The 19,069-nt window shown below is 53.8% G+C and carries 20 protein-coding genes and 1 pseudogene; 11 read left to right on the top strand and 10 right to left on the bottom strand.

All coding sequences use genetic code 11. The features are described from left to right. Positions 1 to 1,064: 1,064 nt before the first annotated feature. The 3 genes and pseudogenes from ACNA05_RS11050 to rplS form a co-directional block, all read left to right on the top strand. The gene (locus ACNA05_RS11050; protein WP_415811545.1) at positions 1,065 to 1,619 is read left to right on the top strand and encodes a hypothetical protein; all 555 of its coding nucleotides are present in this window, start codon (positions 1,065 to 1,067) and stop codon (positions 1,617 to 1,619) included. Between the two features lie 33 nt (positions 1,620 to 1,652). Next, positions 1,653 to 2,393 (top strand): tRNA (guanosine(37)-N1)-methyltransferase TrmD, encoded by a 741-nt coding sequence (trmD, locus tag ACNA05_RS11045; protein WP_415811544.1) that lies wholly within the window; start codon positions 1,653 to 1,655, stop codon positions 2,391 to 2,393. Further along, positions 2,380 to 2,772, top strand: a pseudogene (gene rplS / locus ACNA05_RS11040) (50S ribosomal protein L19); the annotation flags it as partial. The gene trmD and the pseudogene rplS, both read left to right, overlap by 14 nt. A 97-nt stretch (positions 2,773 to 2,869) precedes the next feature. Here rplS and ACNA05_RS11035 read toward each other — a convergent pair. Further along, complete coding sequence (locus ACNA05_RS11035) at positions 2,870 to 5,272, bottom strand: zinc-dependent metalloprotease (protein ID WP_415811543.1); 2,403 nt, start codon at positions 5,270 to 5,272, stop codon at positions 2,870 to 2,872. 636 nt (positions 5,273 to 5,908) lie between these two features. Here ACNA05_RS11035 and ACNA05_RS11030 point away from each other — a divergent pair. Beyond that, positions 5,909 to 6,997: a transporter gene (locus ACNA05_RS11030; protein ID WP_415811542.1), complete on the top strand. Its 1,089-nt coding sequence runs from the start codon at positions 5,909 to 5,911 to the stop codon at positions 6,995 to 6,997. Between the two features lie 12 nt (positions 6,998 to 7,009). On the opposite strand, the gene ACNA05_RS11025 is transcribed toward ACNA05_RS11030, so the two are convergent. The 7 genes from ACNA05_RS11025 to ACNA05_RS10995 all read right to left on the bottom strand — a co-directional run bounded on the left by ACNA05_RS11025 (position 7,010) and on the right by ACNA05_RS10995 (position 12,619). After that, complete coding sequence (locus ACNA05_RS11025) at positions 7,010 to 8,794, bottom strand: AsmA family protein (protein ID WP_415811541.1); 1,785 nt, start codon at positions 8,792 to 8,794, stop codon at positions 7,010 to 7,012. A 60-nt stretch (positions 8,795 to 8,854) separates the two neighbouring features. Beyond that, complete coding sequence (locus ACNA05_RS11020) at positions 8,855 to 9,202, bottom strand: DUF3088 family protein (RefSeq protein ID WP_415811540.1); 348 nt, start codon at positions 9,200 to 9,202, stop codon at positions 8,855 to 8,857. 64 nt (positions 9,203 to 9,266) lie between these two features. Beyond that, complete coding sequence (locus tag ACNA05_RS11015; protein WP_415811539.1) at positions 9,267 to 9,725, bottom strand: YbgC/FadM family acyl-CoA thioesterase; 459 nt, start codon at positions 9,723 to 9,725, stop codon at positions 9,267 to 9,269. Further along, positions 9,722 to 10,759, bottom strand: coding sequence for a Holliday junction branch migration DNA helicase RuvB (ruvB, locus tag ACNA05_RS11010; protein ID WP_415811538.1), 1,038 nt, complete (start codon positions 10,757 to 10,759; stop codon positions 9,722 to 9,724). The genes ACNA05_RS11015 and ruvB overlap by 4 nt, the downstream gene beginning before the upstream one ends. Next, a complete protein-coding gene (gene tmpT, locus ACNA05_RS11005; RefSeq protein WP_415811537.1) occupies positions 10,756 to 11,388 on the bottom strand; it encodes a thiopurine S-methyltransferase in 633 nt (210 codons plus the stop codon). The genes ruvB and tmpT overlap by 4 nt, the downstream gene beginning before the upstream one ends. 8 nt (positions 11,389 to 11,396) lie before the next feature. Then, positions 11,397 to 12,026, bottom strand: coding sequence for a Holliday junction branch migration protein RuvA (gene ruvA, locus ACNA05_RS11000; protein WP_415811552.1), 630 nt, complete (start codon positions 12,024 to 12,026; stop codon positions 11,397 to 11,399). Between the two features lie 140 nt (positions 12,027 to 12,166). Continuing rightward, positions 12,167 to 12,619, bottom strand: a complete 453-nt coding sequence (locus tag ACNA05_RS10995; RefSeq protein ID WP_415811536.1) for a hypothetical protein — start codon at positions 12,617 to 12,619, stop codon at positions 12,167 to 12,169. A gap of 30 nt (positions 12,620 to 12,649) precedes the next feature. Between ACNA05_RS10995 and ACNA05_RS10990 the strand changes: the two genes are divergently transcribed. Next, positions 12,650 to 13,861, top strand: coding sequence for an MFS transporter (locus ACNA05_RS10990; RefSeq protein WP_415811535.1), 1,212 nt, complete (start codon positions 12,650 to 12,652; stop codon positions 13,859 to 13,861). Here the strand turns inward: ACNA05_RS10990 and ruvC are convergent. Both ruvC and ACNA05_RS10980 read right to left on the bottom strand, forming a co-directional pair. Continuing rightward, positions 13,858 to 14,340, bottom strand: coding sequence for a crossover junction endodeoxyribonuclease RuvC (gene ruvC, locus ACNA05_RS10985; protein WP_415811534.1), 483 nt, complete (start codon positions 14,338 to 14,340; stop codon positions 13,858 to 13,860). The genes ACNA05_RS10990 and ruvC overlap by 4 nt on opposite strands. Then, entirely contained in the window at positions 14,340 to 15,056 is a 717-nt protein-coding gene (locus ACNA05_RS10980) for an SDR family NAD(P)-dependent oxidoreductase (protein ID WP_415811533.1), read from the bottom strand. The genes ruvC and ACNA05_RS10980 overlap by 1 nt, the downstream gene beginning before the upstream one ends. A gap of 160 nt (positions 15,057 to 15,216) precedes the next feature. On the opposite strand from ACNA05_RS10980, the gene ACNA05_RS10975 reads away from it, so the two are divergent. From ACNA05_RS10975 to rplI, 6 genes are all read left to right on the top strand, one after another. Further along, positions 15,217 to 15,624, top strand: a complete 408-nt coding sequence (locus ACNA05_RS10975; protein ID WP_415811532.1) for a YbaN family protein — start codon at positions 15,217 to 15,219, stop codon at positions 15,622 to 15,624. A gap of 512 nt (positions 15,625 to 16,136) precedes the next feature. Beyond that, positions 16,137 to 16,703 (top strand): hypothetical protein, encoded by a 567-nt coding sequence (locus ACNA05_RS10970; protein ID WP_415811531.1) that lies wholly within the window; start codon positions 16,137 to 16,139, stop codon positions 16,701 to 16,703. A 337-nt stretch (positions 16,704 to 17,040) separates the two neighbouring features. Beyond that, positions 17,041 to 17,421 (top strand): GFA family protein, encoded by a 381-nt coding sequence (locus tag ACNA05_RS10965; protein WP_415811530.1) that lies wholly within the window; start codon positions 17,041 to 17,043, stop codon positions 17,419 to 17,421. Between the two features lie 362 nt (positions 17,422 to 17,783). Continuing rightward, positions 17,784 to 18,137, top strand: a complete 354-nt coding sequence (rpsF, locus tag ACNA05_RS10960; RefSeq protein ID WP_415811529.1) for a 30S ribosomal protein S6 — start codon at positions 17,784 to 17,786, stop codon at positions 18,135 to 18,137. Between the two features lie 3 nt (positions 18,138 to 18,140). Then, positions 18,141 to 18,401, top strand: a complete 261-nt coding sequence (gene rpsR / locus ACNA05_RS10955) for a 30S ribosomal protein S18 (protein WP_415811528.1) — start codon at positions 18,141 to 18,143, stop codon at positions 18,399 to 18,401. Between the two features lie 11 nt (positions 18,402 to 18,412). Further along, positions 18,413 to 19,042, top strand: coding sequence for a 50S ribosomal protein L9 (gene rplI / locus ACNA05_RS10950; RefSeq protein ID WP_415811527.1), 630 nt, complete (start codon positions 18,413 to 18,415; stop codon positions 19,040 to 19,042). Positions 19,043 to 19,069 lie beyond the last annotated feature (27 nt).

Here is a 19,069-nt window from a genome sequence, read left to right as displayed (position 1 = left end):
CCTCTAAACGCGCTCACCCCGCCCTCGCTCTGCGTACCCTAAAGGGCAAGGGCAGGGTCCAGTTTGTGCGATTGAGCGGCTTGGCGCAGATCGGCAAATGAAGCGCCTTTCGGCAGGGGCCAAACGGGGAATGACGGGTGTGGAGGGCGATGATGCTTTCTTCCTCCGTTTACGGGGGAAGTCCCTCGCGAATGCGAGGGGATGGGGGGAGCGTAATACGCTACCCTTTGTTACATGCGGCTCCCCTCTCCGAGCGCTTCGCGCCCACCTCCCCCGTGAACGGGGGAGGATTAATCCGCAATATAAAACTCCGTCCGCACTTATCCTTTCAAAAGCCTCAACCTTCTCAATCCTTTACAAAAAATCCGAGAGATAGATCCTCCCTCTCCCATTTGCCCTTATATTTAAACTCGTTCTTTTGCTCATGGACAGGTAGACGTCACCTACCGGAGCAGGAGACGGCGAGGTTGAGCATCTGCCTGTTGACGCGGGCGGACTGTGCCGGGCCTGCCATGAGTGTGAGCCTGCCGTACCGTGCAGTGTCGGGCTGAGATAAACCCGGTGAGCGCGACTGTCGGAGAAACAAGAGGCCGCTCTGGTATAAAATCGCTGCCGCAGAGCTTCGGTTCTTGCGAAACATTTTACATTTTCGGTCTCCGGCAGGAGCCGAAGCTCTGCGGGCTGTCCACTTTTTTGTGGCAGGTTGCCGCCCACCAACCCAACCTGCGTTGGGGTGGATTTTAGAGCGACGAGCTGACCCCGCGATGGGCAGTGGCAGCGTTCGCATGGAGAAATATCATGATCCTCCCCTCACTCTCAATCTTCGTCATTACCCGACTCGATCGGGTAATCCATTTGGTGAAGCCTCGGCTAAATGGGCTGTTTCAATTACGCTGTGCAGGCGCTTCCTACGCCCACCTACAAATTCACACCCATCGAAAGAGCATCGCATGGATTGCCCGATCAAGTCGGGCAATGACGGTCGGGAAGGATTCAACTATTAGAGAAATAGCCGCAGCATCTTCGCCAACCCTTTTTCGCAGAGCCGCGCTCGGAGGGTGACCATGTCCCGCAAGAACCTCAATCGTCGCCACCTCAATTTCCTGTCTCGTCAGAGCCTGGCGCGGGCGCGTCAGTTACAAAACGCCGCCCGGGCATTACATCGCTGCACACGCGAAAAAGCTGAAGCTCGCCGCCTCTCATCTGTCAGGGCAGTCGCCGCCAAACGGTCTTTGGCCAAGGCGCCATGTGAACAGCTTTCACCTCCCCCTGCCCTTTCCAACCCGCCGGCCCCGCCGGCTGGCATTGCGCCTAGCGCCTCAGCGCCCGTCCTGCCTAAAATTCCGGTGGACTCGTCGGGGGTCAAGAATTTCGTCTTACGGCAAGACATTTCGGAGAAAGTCCGGCAGTTCCTCAACACGCTGTCGATAAAAGCCCGCCCGGATCGTGAGGCAAATTATATCGCGGTTTGGAACCAGACCCTGCCGGGATTGGGCCTCAGCCCTGAACGGCTCGCGGTCTATCGGGCAACACCGCCCGGCAGAGAGGTTTTGGTGGAGGCGGTTCTGAGGACCCAAGCCGCAACATTGGGGACGCCAAACATCGGGACCCCACTATGATTCTGTCTGATTTGTCGTTATGAGCCAGCCTCTATGACAGATTCCCCTGAAAATCCGTGGCGCGCGACCGCCCTGACCCTGTTTCCGGACGCGTTTCCGGGCGTTTTGGGCGCCTCTATCATTGGGGGAGCTGAAAAAAGCGGCATTTGGCAGTTAGAGACAGTGGACATTCGAGATTTTTCCACTAATAGACACCGCACTGTCGATGATACCCCTGCGGGGGGCGGTCCGGGCATGGTTTTAAAACCAGATGTTGCGGATGCGGCAATTGACAGTGTGGCCCGAGATGGCCGACCGCTTATCTATCTGACCCCCCGGGGCAAGCCTTTGACGCAGAAACGCGTTAGGCAGCTTTCCTCTGGCCCGGGTCTTATTGTGTTTTGCGGACGGTTTGAAGGGCTCGACCAAAGGGTGATAGAAGCCCGCCAAATGGAAGAGGTTTCCATCGGCGACTTCATATTGGCCGGCGGAGAGGTTGCGGCGCAAGCCATGATCGAAGCCTGCGTAAGGTTGCTGCCCGGCGTATTGGGCGCATCGGAAAGCGCAGACGAGGAAAGTTTTGAAACGGGCTTGTTGGAGTATCCGCTCTATACCAAGCCCCGGGAGTGGAAAGACCGGGCTATCCCGGACGTGTTGTTAAGCGGCGATCACGGAAAGATCGCAAAATGGCGACGCGATAAACAAATAGAGATTACAAAGGCTCGCCGCCCGGACATATGGGACATATATGTCGCAGCGGACGCCAAAAAAGGAGACGGTCATGAACGTGATTGAAAAACTAAACAAAGCTGAACAAGAGCGCCTGCTCTCCGAAGGCAAAACTATTCCTGATTTTTCTGCCGGCGACACACTGGTTGTTCAGGTTCGTATTACTGAGGGCACACGCACACGTCTTCAGGCGTTTGAAGGCGTTTGCATTTCCCGCTCCGGCCCGGGCCTGCAAGAGAGCTTTACAGTTCGTAAAATCAGCTACGGCGAAGGCGTAGAGCGCGTTTTCCCGCTTTACTCTCCGCTGGTCGAAGAAATCGAAGTTAAGCGCCGCGGTAAAGTCCGCCGCGCCAAGCTTTACTTCCTCCGCGAGCGCCGCGGAAAGTCTGCGCGTATTACAGAGCGGACAACCGGCCGGAACATGAAAAAGGCCGAAGCCAAAAAGTAAGCGCTTCGCAACTAAGAATAAGAAAAAACCGCCTCACTGAAGGCGGTTTTTTTATGGGTCTAAGATATTTCCGAAAAGGGTCTCAAAAACCCGCTCAACAATGCCAACACGTCTCCAACTCCCCCATGCCAATTGGCCCGCCGGGCGGGAGCGGTTTTGACTCTGTCACTTCCGGAGCCGCCGGAGCGGGTTTATTGAGATGTTCCTCGATACGCGTGACAAGCCACTCTCCATGCCCCGACCCGTTTTTACTGAGGTCATCTTGCAGGCGGCGGAGCATCGCATCGGTACGAGCTTTGATGCCGGGGCTGACATCGCTATTGCTCAGATCCATCAGAGAGAACACATAACGGGCCTGAACCACCTTAGCGATTTCCCCTGTCCGGTCGCGAGGGGCGGGTTTCATCACTGCGTCCTCTATGGTTCGCATCATCTCTGTGAAACCAAGTTGCGAGGAATCCCGGCGATTAAATTCTACCAAACGCGCAACCCGTCTGGGGTCAAGCAATACGTCAAACGTCATCGCTGCGGCCGTGTCAGCAGCGCTGCTAATGTCGAACGCCGGATAAGCGGTGCGCTCAAACAATTCCCGGTCGCTATCCGCGATTGAGTAGCTGGCCAATGACGGCCCCAATAAGGCAAGGGTTTCGTCTTTCAAATCAAGCATAGCCGGGTCAAGCGTTTTCAGAAGGGCATCCAAAGCTTCCTTTTGCCGATCTGTTTCGACAACTTCCATTACAGACTGCCCATCCCCTTTCAGGCCATAGTTAAAAGAGACGCCGCCAATAAGTTTCCCTGCCGCCGCAGTTTGATAACGGTGATAAAGGTAAATCGGGACGATTACTTTGTTCAGATCAGAAACAGGCTGCCCGTCCTGAATATTGCGAAGCCCGAAATTATCCAGCGCGATGCGGCGCACGGCTAATGCTTCGTTCAAGGCATTCACTGGATTGGCGCCATTATCCCAGATATTGCCCAATGGGTGCGCTGTCCCGACAGCGCGGGCATCCGTATCTGCAACATATACGAGGCCTTTCAAAAGCGCGTCCTGCACCAACTCGTCCCGTTGAGTGAGAGTCATATCCCCATACAGCCAAGTGGCGGCAAATTTATCCCAGACGCCGACCCCAACGCCGTAGACTTTTGAAAAATCTAGCTGTCCATTCGTGACACGTACATCCGGCGCCGGATAATCCATGACGGACCCTTTGCCGTAAGTGCTGGCAGCAAAGTTATGGGCAAAGCCAAGAGCGTGCCCCACTTCATGAGCGGAAAGCTGTCGAATGCGGGCAAGAGCAAGCTCAACAGGGTCGTCCATATCGCCGCTATCGGTTTTCGATACGCCGGCCAGACCTTCAAAAATCATCCGGTCCTGGCGAACCCGGAGCGAGCCGAGATTGACGTGACCTTTAATCATTTCGCCTGTGCGTGGATCGGATACGCCGCCGCCATAAGACCAGCCCCGCGTTTGGCGGTGGACCCATTGTACAATATTATACCGAATATCGAGGGGGTGAGCATCCTCAGGCAGGACTTCTACTCGGTATCCATTCTCATAACCAGCGGCTTCGAAAGCGTCTTCCCACCACCGGGCCCCTTCAATCAGAGCCGAGCGAATGGGCTCAGGCGCCCCGCTATCAATGTAAAAGACGATCGGCTTTATAACTTCCCCGGCCTCGTTTTTTTCAAGGCGGTAACGACGCGCGAAACGCGTTTCGATCGGTTCGGACAAAGCAGCGCTGTAATCATAATGCACTTCTTCTATCGCTCCGGCACGCGGGTCAGATTTTAAAGGAGTATAACCCTCTTCAGGCAAGCGGACGAATGAGTGATGTTGGATGAGGGTTGCGTCTTTTCCATTGGCGGCCGTTGTCGCCACTTCACGTCCGGGATCGTCGGAACTCAGGGTAAAAAACACATCTACTTCTACATTATCAGGAAAGGCGAAGACATTTTTCGTATCGACCAAAGTTCTGTCTTTCGCGACGGTAAACGTACCATGTTCGCCATCTTTTAAATATTGGGTTAAGCCAAGAACATCGCTGGTCAGGAAGTCTGTTAGATCAACCATCCGTTTGGTACCATCAACAATATCGGCGCTAGCTAGAAAAGAGCGGGCAAAGCTTTCCTGAACGGCGCGTTGTTCCAGAGGATTCTCCGGGCCAGCGCGATAGGTCATGTTTTCGGCTTCGATAATGACTTTATTACCCATGCGGCGGAAAACGATAATTTTACCGCTATCACCCCAGCCCCGATCCAGACCTACCGGATTGGAACCGAGCCCGGCCGTCAGCCGCGCTGTATGGATGAGGCGAAGAGCGACCCCGTCCTTACCCGCTCTGGGCAGTTTGACGAGGACACGATTATCTTCCTCATGAATGTAAAGCTCTAGAAAACCATCGCGCTTTTCAAGACCCGCCATGGGATTTTGGTGATCTTCCACGCGCGTACAGGACGCGAAAATCATAACAGCTATCAAAGTCAAAAAAGCGCGCATAATTTCCTCGGCAGTTTACTGGAAATAGACCTAATCCGCCTTGCTCAATTTGTCGAGCCGAGAGAGGAAGAAGTGCGGAGATGCCAAAGCTGCCTTGCGACAAAGTTACCGCTTCCTTTAAAACGAAAAACCGCTAAATCGCGGGCTGTGTTTTTCACGCGACTTCATATCACTTTCAGGTCCTGTCTCGCAGCGCTCTTGATTTGGTCCTCTCTAGCCAGCACGGTTCAAGCGTCTCCGAGCCCAAATGTAGGCGGATTAATTTGCAATCCTTCTGGACAGACTAGCTCTCCTGAGGCGCAGGAACATCTCACGGATTTTTTGACTCTTGTCGGAGAGATAAAGAAAAACGGAGAGACGGAAAACAAACACCACTGCCCTGACTGTTTCATCACGATTGTTGGTTTGCTGACGCAAAAGGTCTTCCGCGCATCTCCGGCTTATTTTCCTCGCGCTCATCCAAGCTATTTCTCTTCATTTACCGGTTTTTATTTCAATCCAACGGGACCGCCGCTCGGAGGCCGAGCCCCGCCACTCTTTCAATAATTCATAAAATCTATCCGCGCAGAACTCGCGCATTCTGAATTATTTTTAGCGCAAACTTTGCGCCTCTTGAATTATTGAAAGATTCTCAAAATGAAAAAACTTACCCTCTTGGCAGGGACAGCTCTTATGCTGTCTGCCCCTCTCTCTGTGTCGGCGCACGAAAATGACACAACAGCTCCACATGCGATGGATCACGCCCCGATTGGCGTCATGGCAGATCACCGCCATAAAAAAGGCGAAGTCATGATATCTTATCGTTATATGACGATGGATATGGACGGCTCCCGCGACGGCACCGCCCAACTCTCTCCCGAAACCATTGCCACGACCATTCCCAATAGCTTTTTTGGCGCTCCAGGCCAGCCACCAACATTGCGGGTTGTGCCGGAAAAGATGAAAATGGATATGCACATGGTCGGCGCCATGTACGGGGTAACCGACCGCATCACTTTGATGGGTATGGGGTCTTATCTAACTAATGATATGGACCACACAACCTTTCAGGGCGGTATGGGCACAAATGTTCTGGGCGAATTCAACACAAAGTCCGATGGGTTTGGCGATACAACTGTCGCGGCGATTATTGGTCTGGATGACGGGACCTCTAAGACGCGTCAGATAAATCTCAATTTGGGGGTTTCCATTCCAACGGGATCAAATACTGAAACCGATCAAATCTTGACTCCCATGGGCGGAACTCCCTCACCGCGTCTCCCTTACCCTATGCAGCTCGGCTCGGGCACGTTCGATTTCAAGCCGGCTCTGACGTACTCCGGACGCGCGCACAAGCTCGGCTGGGGAGCTCAAACCTCTGCTCGAGTTCCGCTCGAGAAAAACAAAGAAGGCTATAAGTTTGGAAGTCGGGTCGAGGCAACGGCATGGCTTGCCTATGAGCCGGATTACTGGATTTCGTTTTCCGGACGTTTGAAAGCGTCATCTCAAGGCGATATCTCCGGATCAGACGCGGCTATTATGGCGCCCGTCCAAACCGCTGATCCGGCTAATCACGGCGGTGAGCAAATCCAAGCCTTATTCGGCGTCAATCTCGCCGGACAAACCGGATGGCTTCGCGGCCAGCGGCTTGCTTTGGAAATCGGCGTTCCAATTTACCGGAATCTAAACGGCCCTCAACTTGAAACGGATAGCGTCGTCACAGTAGGTTGGCAGAAAGCCTTCTAGGGCACACTCTAATCACTGCGCAGGCGGTGTGTCCGCCGCTGCCTGCGCTCTCGCCATTAGGTTTCCGCAGGGCGCGTCTTTGGCATCACCCGTATCAATGAAGGGAAGCGCCGCCAAAGGTCCGGTTAACGCCCCAAGCAAAGCCGTTAAACCCGCTTGCAATATTGTTTCTTCATTAATGACAGAAACGGACGGATCCCGGAAACTTCCGCCGAGTGAGATATCACCAAATAGACTGCCCAAAGACGCATCTTTGGCATCGGCGCGGACATCCACATCAATTGTCTCATCTTTGAAATTAAGCGACCCATCCAAGAGGATTAGGCTATCAGCGGTATCAATCACGCCTGGCTCTATAACGCCAACGCCCTGCTCTAGCTGAGCGGCAAAGGCGACGCAGCGCGCCGGGGTGAAATCCGTCTTTTCCTCTCCCGCCAAAAGCAGCATAAAAGCTTCACCTAAGTCGAGACCGATCAGTTCTGATCCAATAGAAATTAGTCTAAAATCCGTTGACCAAAGCGCGATATCGCCCGTCGCACTTGCAGCCGCGTCGCGAAAATTATTTCCGTAAGTCGTAAATTCGAAATCGCCTTCTATATTGCCTTGCGCCAAACCCGACAGCGCCAGAGCCTCCATCGTGATATTATCCAAATTCCCTTTCACATCCGCCCTAGCCGGAGATTGCCCTGCGTCTAGAGTCACATAGGCTTGCAGCTGGCCTTGTGGGAAAGACGCCTCAATCTGCCTAGCCTCCACTAATCGACCGTCAATATTTATATCCAGAGCCAATCCTGTCATATTCACCGAGGCGGCTTTGACGGATTGCGCCTGATACTGGATACGCCCGTCAATATTGTCTAAACGATCAAAGTCGATTTCCACATTGGGAATCATGCGATCGGACTGTTCAAACGCTTGCTTTGCTTTTTGCTGCTCTGCGCCAACGGTTTCGCCCTCTCCGGTGCCGACCGGAATACCGAAGACAATACCCAGGTCGTCCAGGTCAAGATTTTGAGACGATAAATTAGCGTCGAGAACCGGAACGTCACCCGCAAAATTCACCGACATCGGACCTGAAACATCGCTATCGCCCACCGTACCGTTTCTAATATCCAGATCAGCTGTCTGGCCGCGAAGGCTATAGTCTATGGAGAGGTCATAGGGCGGCGTATCCGGCGCCGCGAGCCCGGCCAAGGCGGCGATATCTTTCACGTTGTCACCGCGCACCCGCAAGGTTCCGCCGAGCATACCGGCACTGGTATCATCGCGGGCCCCCGTAATTTCGATTGTTGCACCGCCGCCCGTTGCAGAAACAGTTATCTCGCCGGAGCGAACCGATCCGACCGCCGAAGACACAGCCAAAGCCCTATCTCGCCCGTCTCTGTCTTTGAAAATAATATCAATCCCAGAGAGGCGAACTTTGTTGATGATATTTCGAATGTCCAACACAACGGGCTTGGCCTCTGGGTCGCGCGGCGGAATAACGAAACGCCCGTCCCCGCCTTCAACCTTGGGAAGCCACGCTAGGCCAGGCAAAACCCCAAATGGATTATAGCTCAAATCGGCAGTGGAAATATTGCCGTGACTACCGATATCTGCGGATTGAACAGACAGAATATAGAGTTGAGGAAAACGCAATCGCGCTCTCTCGACGCGGCTATTTTCCGGCCCCCACCAATTGAGCCCCTTATTGACCACAGGGGTCGCAATTTTCGACCACGTCATGGACAAGGCAAACAGCAGGATAATCGCCAAAAAAACAGCCAAGCCCAAAATTGCGCGCCGAAATAGTGTCATAAGTTACGTCCTCAGACTTATAACGCCGGTTCCTGATTTTAGTTCATATAAAGAGTTGGCTTAGCCTCGAGGAAAAGGTGTGCCAAAACGATGGGCATAATACCGCCCAATATCGCGGGCATTATTGATGAACCGATGTCCGCTCATCTGCATTATTCCGCAATCTTCATATGACGGGCTGTCAGTGTGTAAAAGCAGAGTTGGGCAATTCTGGTTCTTCTCGCCGAGTTGTGCGGCCATATCCTCGCGCGGTTTCGCGATAGGCTGATAGGAAATTTCTAGGCTCTCTTTGATCGCGGGGAAATACGACAAAAGTCCCCAGACTTCGGCGCATTCCGGACAATACTCCCTTCGGGAATTGTCTAAAAATCCGGGCGGGAGGAGGAAAAGTTTATCGCGTTGAGTCATCTTGAAGTCTTTTTCTAGCCTTTGAATGTACTATATTCTTTTTTGGTACTTAGTCCGGTAAACGCTAGCTTTCCAAATAAGGCGCTAATTTTTCCACCATCCATTTTGGCGCGCGTTTTGGGCGTCCTGCGGGCGTGATACTCGCGGCTTCGCTGACGGCGGTCACGAGTAGGTCACCCCCGCAATAGCAGGCCTGGCTGACCCAGAGCCTAGCGCCTTTGAAACGGTCATAAGTGGTAACGATAGTTAGGTGGTCATCAATCCGGGCGGGCTTTTTATAATCCAACTCTATTTTTCTAATTGCGAAAGCGAGCGGGTCTTCTGCTTCCCATAAATCGGAATGATTAAATCCCACAAGGCGGAAATAGCTGCTCCTAGCCCGTTCAAAAAATCGGAGGTAATTGGCGTAATAGACTATCCCGGTAAAATCCGTATCCTCGTAGAAAACGCGGATGGGGTAGTGATGTTCACGTCCCTTAAACCACCCCATTGTAGGCTCTTCCCGATGGGATTGCTCTGTCATTTTTCGCCTCCGTCAAATAAACTCGGCGCGGGGGGCTGTTTTGGCGGGGCCAGGCCTAGATGTGCATAGGCGCGCGGCGTAGCGACCCGTCCGCGCGGCGTACGTTGTAAAAACCCCTGCTGTATCAAATAAGGCTCGATCACATCTTCTAATGCGTCCCGCGCCTCTGACAATGCCGCCGCCAATGTGTCCGCCCCGACAGGGCCGCCGCCAAACATTTCGGCGAGCGCGTGGAGGTAGCGCATGTCCTGCTTATCCAATCCAATATCATCCACGCCCAAGCGCCGCAGCGCCTGATCGGCAGCAGGGGCGTCAATCACGGTATGGCCTTCATGTTCGGCGAGATCGCGGACCCGGCGCAAGAGACGTCCGGCCACGCGCGGAGTTCCCCTCGCCCGCCTCGCGATTTCCCGCGCGCCATCCGGTTTCATTTGCAGTCCGAGTTTGCCCGCTGCCCGAGCAACAATAGAGGTCAGGTCGTCCGTATCGTAAAATTCGAGGCGTACCGGAATACCAAAGCGATCCCGTAGGGGCGTGGCGAGAAGCCCTGCTCGTGTTGTCGCGCCAATCAAGGTAAAAGGCGCAAGATCAATTTTGATGCTCCGCGCCGCCGGACCGTCACCAATAATCAAATCAAGTTCAAAATCCTCCATCGCCGGATAAAGCACTTCTTCGACAACCGGATTGAGACGGTGAATTTCGTCGATGAAAAGCACATCATTCGGCTCGAGATTCGTTAGCAAAGCCGCCAAATCGCCCGCTTTGGAAATGACCGGGCCGGATGTAGCCCGGAAATTCACGCCAAGCTCTCGGGAAACAATCTGCGACAAGGTCGTTTTACCCAATCCCGGAGGGCCGGAAAGCAAAAGATGGTCCAATGGTTCGGCGCGGCGCCGGGCGGCCTCGACATAGACCTGCAAATTCGCAATCGCGCTTTTCTGTCCAACGAAATCGACGAAAGACAAAGGCCGGAGGGCGCGGTCGTGCCCATCCCCGAGCTGTCCTTCGGACGATATAAGACGGTCTTCGGTCATGTCAGACACCAAACGACTTCGGAAACTTTTGAAGACACATTTTCAAATCTTTCGTAATTGCGTCCGGTCAGCCGCTCAATTTCATATGTCTGGCCATAAAGACGGTTCAATGCTTGGCGCGTGACCGAAAAAGGCGGCCCTTCCATTTCGGCCTGATCATATTCAAATGTAATAAGAAGCTGAGGCGCAGAACCGCTTAACCTCATGACTTGATCGGCATAATTTTTGCGCATTTTTTCGGGCAGCGCCACGAGAGCCGCTCGGTCATAAACGCCGTCTACGGATTTTATTTCGGCAGAGCTTAAATCAAAGATATTGCCGACATAAACATCGATATTGTCACCGCGGTATAGTTTCAGCTTTCCGCCCTCAATAATCTCTGGAGTCACTTTTAGTTCATCGAATAGCTCTTGCACCGCCGTTTCGACCAATTCGACGCCGACGACCTGAAACCCTTGTTTTAAAAGCCAATGAATATCGAGAGTTTTCCCGCACAGGGGCAGAAACATTCGAGCCCCCGACCGGAGGGATAGAGTGGATAGTTGGCCCGCCAGAAAGGGATGCACATTTGCGCTATGAAAGGCGATGTCCCGATTTGACCATGTTTCATTCCAGAACTCCGGTTCCATAATTGAGCCTAACTTCCCAGTTCTTTCAGCGCGACCCGGATCAGCGTATCAATATTTGGATCGTCATCAAAAGACGCATAAGCTTGCGCTACAGCTCTCAAAGCGTCGCTCTGGCCTATCCCCAAATTGACGAGCGCGCTGACCGCGTCATTACGAAGGCCCATATCGGACAGGCCTTCATTGCGGCTGCTTTCTGTTCCGGTCTCGCCGGACGGGGCGGTAAAGGCTGGTTGAAACCCTCGTCCTGTCGGGGCGGGTTTGCCAGACAGCTCTGTCGCAATTCGGGTCGCCAATTTCGGCCCGACACCCGAGGCGCGAGAAAAAGCTGTTTTGTCTTCCAATGACGCGGCAGATAAAATCTCGCCGGGGGAAAGAATGTCCAAAATCGCAAGCGCCGCTTTCGGTCCCACGCCTTGCACGGATTGAAGGCGAACAAACCAGGCCCGTTCTTCCTCTGAATGGAACCCAAACAAGGTAATAGCCTGTTCGCGCACATGGGTTTCAACATGTAGGCGCGTAGCCTCACCTTCCGACAGTTTAGCCAGAGTGCGGGACCCGCATTGCAGCAAATAGCCGACGCCCGAGCAATCCACGATCGCCTCGCCTGTCCCCGCCATCAGGCAAACCCCTGAAATCATGCCGATCATGTGAAAAAAACCATAAAATGAATCATGTTTCGAGTTGTAAGGATTCGCGCGGTAAACGCAAAGGCAAAGCCGTTAGCAAAGCTTTAAGTGGTTTCTGCCACTCTGTTGATAACTTTATTTAGAGAGATTCGTTATGCGCCGCATTCATCCTTCTCGATTTGCTCTTGTCGCCGTTCTCGGCAGTCTTGCGGTGAGCGCCTGTTCAACCCATTCGGCCAATAGCCGATACGGAGCGGGTTACGAAGGCGGACATGAGACTGTCGCAACATATGAGTCGACTCGGTATGGCTCTGAAGGATGCGAGACAGGCCATTCAGATTGCGGATATGTACAGCCTGACCCGTGCTGTGTGCCTTGTTGCGTCCCGGTTGCCGCGCCAACCTATCTTCCGCCCCCTCCCCCGCCGCCGCCTGTATATGAGCCAGAGCCAGAACCAGAGCCGCCGGTTTATGTACCGCCCGCACCGGAGCCAGAGCCGGAGCCCCCTGTTTATACACCTCCGCCGCCAACCTACTATCCTCCGGCGCCCGAGCCAGAGCCCTATCTGCCTCCGCGTAAATAAATAGGTCAAAATAAGCGTTCAATTTGCGGTCTTATATCTATAAGGCCGCGCCATGACCGACGACCGCTTTGCAGCATTCAAACATCGATCTTTCGCGCAATATTTCAGCGCGCGTTTTCTGACGTCTTTCGCCACTCAAACTGTGTCAGTTGCGGTAGGATGGCAAATCTATGACGAAACACAAAACGCGCTTCTGCTCGGCCTAATCGGTCTCGTGCAATTCACTCCTGCGCTCTTACTCGTCATCGCGACAGGATTAGCTTCAGATAAATTGGGTCGCCGAATGGTGATGGGGTCTTCTATCATCGTCGAGATGGCTTGCGCCGGAGCCATTCTTTACTTGGCTCTGACGCAACAATTTCGTCCGGTTTGGGTTCTGTCCTTACTTGGTGTCTTCGGCGTGGCGCGCGCCTTTCATAACCCTGCCTCGTCATCACTCGTCGTTAATTTGGTGCCAAGGGCGGATTTCGCAAATGCGGTCGGCTGGACCACCTCTTCCTGGCAGCTTGCCTCTATCTTTGGCCCCGTCGCCGGAGGGCTTCTCTATGGCGTGTCCGGTCCGATAGCGTATGGAACGGCGGCCGGTATTTACGCCGTGGCTGCAATACTTATCTTTTCCATTCCTAAGCCCCCTCAAACATTTGAGAAAGGCGGGACTTCACTTTCCACTCTGATCGGAGGATTTAGCTATATTTGGAAAGAGAAAATTGTGTTGGGCGCGATCTCTCTGGATATGTTTGCTGTCCTGCTGGCCGGGGCGGTGGCGCTTCTGCCGATTTACGCCCGCGATATTCTGGAAGTCGGGCCGATAGGTTTGGGACTTCTCCGGGCGGCGCCGGGCCTGGGCGCGGTCATCATGATTACCCTGCTCATTGCGTTTCCGATCAAGCGACATGCAGGGGTTCTTTTGTTTGTAACGGTCGCTTTATTCGGGTTGATGACCACGATTTTTGGATTTTCAACGGTGGCCTGGCTATCTATTCTGGCGCTGATGGGCGTTGGGGCGTTTGATATGGTGTCCGTTTATATTCGCGAAATTATCCTCCAGCTCTGGACGCCTGACCATGTGCGGGGGCGGGTGAATGCGGTTAATTCCATCTTCCTCGGCGCGTCGAATGAGTTGGGCGAGGCGCGGGCCGGATTAATGGCGGCGGTTTACGGCGCCGTCTTTACCGTCACTGCCGGCGGAATTGCGGCCATCGGGGTCGCCGCATTATGGGCGAAGCTCTTCCCGCGCCTGCGCCAAACCGATACGCTCGATTAAAGCCGCTTGTGATGGGCGTGGGTCAGCGCAATGGCCAGGGCGTCGGCAGCGTCGCCGGCTTTGACCTTGGCCCCGGGCAGCAGGATATTCATCATATGCGCAACTTGGGCTTTGTCTGCTGCGCCTGTGCCGACCACGGATTTCTTGACCAGACGGGCCGCGTATTCGCCAACGCCAAGCCCCTGGGATGTAGAGGCTAAAATACAGGCGGCCCGCGCCTGCCCTAATTTGAGCGCGCTCATCGCATTATCTTTCATGAACGCCTCTTCCACCCCGGCTTCCATCGGCTGATGTTTTTCAATTACGTCTATGATGGCTTTGAAGAGAAAATCCAGACGGCTCGCGAGCGGTTCCTTCTTGGGCGGGCGGATAACGCCGTGGGCGACGTGAGAGGCCTTATTCCCCCGCACGTCAATGACGCCCCACCCACAGGCCACAAGGGACGGGTCGAGGCCGAGAATGCGGCGGGCCTCAGCCATTAACGCACATAGCTCGCGCCGTTGATATCGAATGTCGCGCCGACGGCAGACGGGCAAGCATCGGAGAGCAGAAAGGCCGCAAATTCGGCAATCTCTTCGGGCTGAGCGACGCGTCCCAGCGGGATTTCGGTTACAGCTTTTTTGCGGTTTTCGATGTCTTTTGGGGCCATGCGGGTTTCGACCCATCCCGGCGCGATGGCGTAAAAATGCATATTTTCGCCGCTAAGCGCCCTCGCCCAAGTCTTGGTCATAGCAAGTATCGCGCCCTTGGAGGCCGCATAGGCGGCCTGATCCACGCCGTCGCCGCGCTGTCCGGCCCGGCTGGCAATGTTGATAATGCGTCCACCGCCTGTCTCGCGATAATGCGCAATGGCGGCGCGGCAGATATCGGCCGGGGCGCGGACATTGACCGCCATAGTGCGGTCCCATCCGCTATCCCAGTCATCTCCCACGAGGGAGGACGGCAGATAAACCCCTGCATTGTTAATCACGGCATCGATGCGGTCATGCTTCTCCAGCGCCATATTGAACAGTTTTTGTCCTGCGCCTGCCTCGCTTAGGTCGCAGTAAATAAAGCTGTCATCGGTGTTGTCGCTTGGCCCGCTCGCATGCGGAATGACAGTCGCGCCTCTTTCGGACAATAGAGCGTTAAGCGACGCGCCAATGCCGCGAGAGGCGCCGGTGACAAGAATGTTTTTATCGGAAAGTGAGGTCATAGCGAGGGTCTAACGAAGCGGAAGGCAGGTTTCAATCATGGTGATGCCTCTGCTGAAATTTATGTCTCAGCGCGCCGTCCGAAAAATTCTGAAAAGATTTGGTGAAGTTCTGCGTTAAAAGCCGTAGAGGCAAAGTCATCATGTTGAAGACAGTCCTATCATGAAACGGTTTTCCCCGAGGCGCTGGCTCTGGATCGGCCTTGGCACGACTTGCGTTGCGCTCGGCACGATTGGCATGTTTCTCCCGCTGCTGCCGACGGCCATTTTCATGATCATCGCGGCCTATGCCTTTGCCCGCTCCTCCCCTGCTTTGCATGACTGGATTATGGCGCATAAAGTTTTTGGCCCAATGATATCCAATTGGCATGAGCACGGCGCAATCCCGACCAAAGCCAAAATCCTAACCATCATTTCAATCGGGGTCTCCTTTGGTCTGGCGTTTGTCTTCCACCTCCCGGTCTGGGCGATTGTCGTGCAGGGGGTGTGTTTACTGCTCGTGGCACTATTTGTAGTCACGCGGCCTAAGCCGCCTTCACCATCCGAACGCGGCTCTGCGAAGCAGAGGTAGTGAGGATGCAGCTGCAGTTTCTCTAACAGTCCAATCTATCCCTACTCCCCTCTCCGTCATTGCCCTATGAGCCAAAGCGAGATGAAGTCTCGCGACGCGATTGGATCGAGCAATCCATGCGGTGCTGTTTCGACAAGTAAGAATTTTCAGTTCGGCGCAAGAGGCGACTGTTAGGTGTGATTGAAATACCTCATTTAGCCGAACCTTCACCATATGGATTACCCGATTGCCCTTTAGGGTACGCAGAGCGAGGGCGGGGTGAGCGCGTTTAGAGGGAGCAAATCCCACCCGTTACATCCTCCATCATGACGACGGTCTCAGCGTCGGCGAGCGAATAGGAATAGCCTCCACCAACCGATTTAAACGATATTTGGAACCCAGATTGCTCTCGCGGATTATATCCCCAACAGGACGCTGCGTATTGCCCTCTGCTTACAGTATGGCAATCCCGCACCGCCTCTCTGTTTTCTAGGACGCTCGCAAAAGGCGGTCCGCCACAATTGGAGATTATCATGAAAAAGCTACTTCCCGTTTTAATTCTAGGATCAGCCCTCAGCGCCTGCGCGTCCTCCGGCGGATATAATGATCCCTATAATGACCGTGGATATGGATATAATGATGACGCCTATGTCGAATATCAGGGACAACGCTACCGCAAGACGCCGGCCTATATAGAATGTGCTCGTCGCGACCGGAATAGCCAGCTCCTCGGCGCCGGTATCGGAGCCGTGGTCGGCGGAGTGGTCGGCAATGAAGTTGAAGGCGGCGGAACAGGCGCAGCCGTTGGCGCAGCAGGCGGAGCCGCAGCAGGTATCGCCATTGCCAATAAGAGCTGCGGCAAATATCTGGACGCGCGCTATCAAGATCCGCGCTATGACCCCTATGCCGATAGCCCAGAAGGCTATACCATTAATGGCCGGACCTATTATAGCGAACGCGACGTCGAAACCCGCATCCGCTATTTGGAAGACGAAGACCGCCGTCTATCAAACGCGCCTTATACGAGCGACGTGCGGTATCAACGCGACCAAATCCGCGATGAACTCGATCAGTTGCGCGACCTAGAGCGCCGTTGGTAGGATCCCTCTGCCGATTGGCAGTTATAAAATCTAAATTGATTTGCCTCCCCCGTTTGCGGGGGAGTTTTGTTTGCAAAGGTGGAGAGAAACCTCCTCTACACCCGTCTCTCCATGCTCAATATGGGACTTCTTCAAAACTTTCCCACAATTTCAATGAGGCGGGTTCATCCCCAAAGCGGACCTTAGCCCAGTGTCTTACTTTGGGCGATTGTATGTCTCTCATCTAATACTTGGTTTTGAAGTCCTCATGAAGCTCGCTATCAGCGCTGTCTTACCTTAAGAATACCCTTTTACGATAAGCATAAGGCGAGATGATGAAGTTAACCCACAAAGGATCTTGTCTCTGCGGCGAGGTGCAATTCGAAGTCTAGCGTTCGAACAGTTCTTCCTCTGTCACTGCGGACGATGTCAAAAAGGCACTGGCTCCGCTCATGGGGCAAACCTTTTCTCTTCAACAGCAAAAGTCACCTGGCGAACTGGCGTAGCAAACGTCAAAGATTATGTTGTACCATACACGCTACATGCAAAATCCTTCTGTTCCACATGCGGCTCCGCCGTTCCGAGTGTCCAGATAAACGGTACTCTATTGGTCGTACCAGCCGGAAGCTTAGATAATCCTATCGATGTACGCCCCGACGCCCACATATGTTTCGCAAGCCGTGCGACTTGGGAACGAGAGCTAGAAGATTTGCCGAAGATTGACGCCCTCCCAACGTGAACACAGAAATGCGCGTTTTGACAATATACTAACCCTATCGATAAGCGACTTAATTTAGGCGATCTAATGCGCTCACCTAATGTCTCCTTCGCCCCCATAACGGCCTCAAGCCACTGCCGTGGCCTTTTCCGACTAAAATCGATTCACGGGATCGATTTTGGCTTTCGCCGCCGTTTCCAAAGCCCCAAACAACCGCATTTCCCCCTTGCACGGCGCGCATTCCCCTCTATAAGGCGCGCTTCACCGGATGCGGTCTGTTTGCTTTTTGTCTGACATGGGGTCGGGCTTTGCTCTCAGAGCCATCGTTGGGATTTCGCCTTCACGAAATGCCCGGCGCCGCGTCCCCAAAATGAAGGACTGTTATGTCTCTCTACGAGCACGTGATTATCTCACGTCCGGACATCTCTTCGAACCAGGTCGAAGAATTTGTTCAAAATGTTGCCAGAAAAGTCGAAAACGCCGGCGGAACCGTTGAAGGTGCCGAATATTGGGGTTTGCGTAATCTGGCTTACCGCATGCAAAAAAACCGCAAAGCGCATTATTCTATGCTCAAGCTGAACGCGACAGCTGATACGCTTCACGAAATTGAGCGTCAGCACCGCATCAACGAAGATGTATTGCGTTATATGTCAATCCGCGTGGATGAGTTCTCTGATGATCCGTCCCCGATTATGAAAAAACGCGAAGAGCGCAAGCGTCGCAATAAGGAGGATTAGAAAATGGCAAAAGACGAAATCAAAATTGAAAACCTGCCAAGCCGCACGAGTTTTCGCCGTCGCCGCAAAGTTTGCCCTTTCTCCGGCGAGAATGGCCTGACGATCGATTATAAAGATCCGAAATTGCTGCAGCGCTATATGTCTGAAAAAGGCAAAATCGCACCGTCACGCATCACTGCCGTGTCCGGTAAGAAACAACGTGAGCTGGCCCGCGCCATCAAACGCGCCCGCTTTTTGGGCCTCTTGCCCTATGAAGTGAAGTAAGGAGAGACATCATGGACGTTATCCTACTCGAAAAAATTGAAAACCTTGGCATGATGGGCGATGTTGTCTCCGTTAAGCCGGGCTATGGCCGGAACTATCTCTTGCCGCAGGAAAAAGCTCTGCGTGCGTCGAAAATCAACTTGGCCCGTTTCGAAGCCGAGCGTGAATATCTCGAGCAACGCAATGAAGAAACCCGCCAGAAAGCCGCCGAACAAGGCAAGGGCCTCGAAGGCGAGCAAATTGTTCTTATCCGTAAGGCTGGTGACGCCGGCAATCTTTACGGCTCTGTGACGGCGCGTGATATTGCGGACGAGCTGAAAGACAAAGGCGTGAAGCGCAGCATGGTTGTGCTTGAGCCTGTCAAATATCTCGGCATTCACGAGATCAAGCTCCGCCTTCACCCGGAAGTCATCGTTGACATCACCGTCAATGTGGCCCGTTCCGAAGACGAAGCCGAACGTCAAGCCAAAGGCGAGGACGTGATCGGTATGGAACAGGAAGAAGCCAAAGCCGACGCCGCCCAGAGCGCCGCAGAACGCGCCGAAGCCGCCGTCAACATGTTTGAAGGCGACGCTCCGGAAGAGTTCCAGGCCCCGGAGACGGACGCCGGCGACGCGGAAGAGCCTAAGACCGAAGAGTAGTCTTCGCGAAATACGCAAAGAAAAACC

The sequence above is a fragment of the Litorimonas haliclonae genome, from assembly GCF_965138505.1.
Lineage (GTDB): Bacteria > Pseudomonadota > Alphaproteobacteria > Caulobacterales > Maricaulaceae > Litorimonas > Litorimonas haliclonae.
This window is presented reverse-complemented; position numbering and strand designations above follow the sequence as displayed.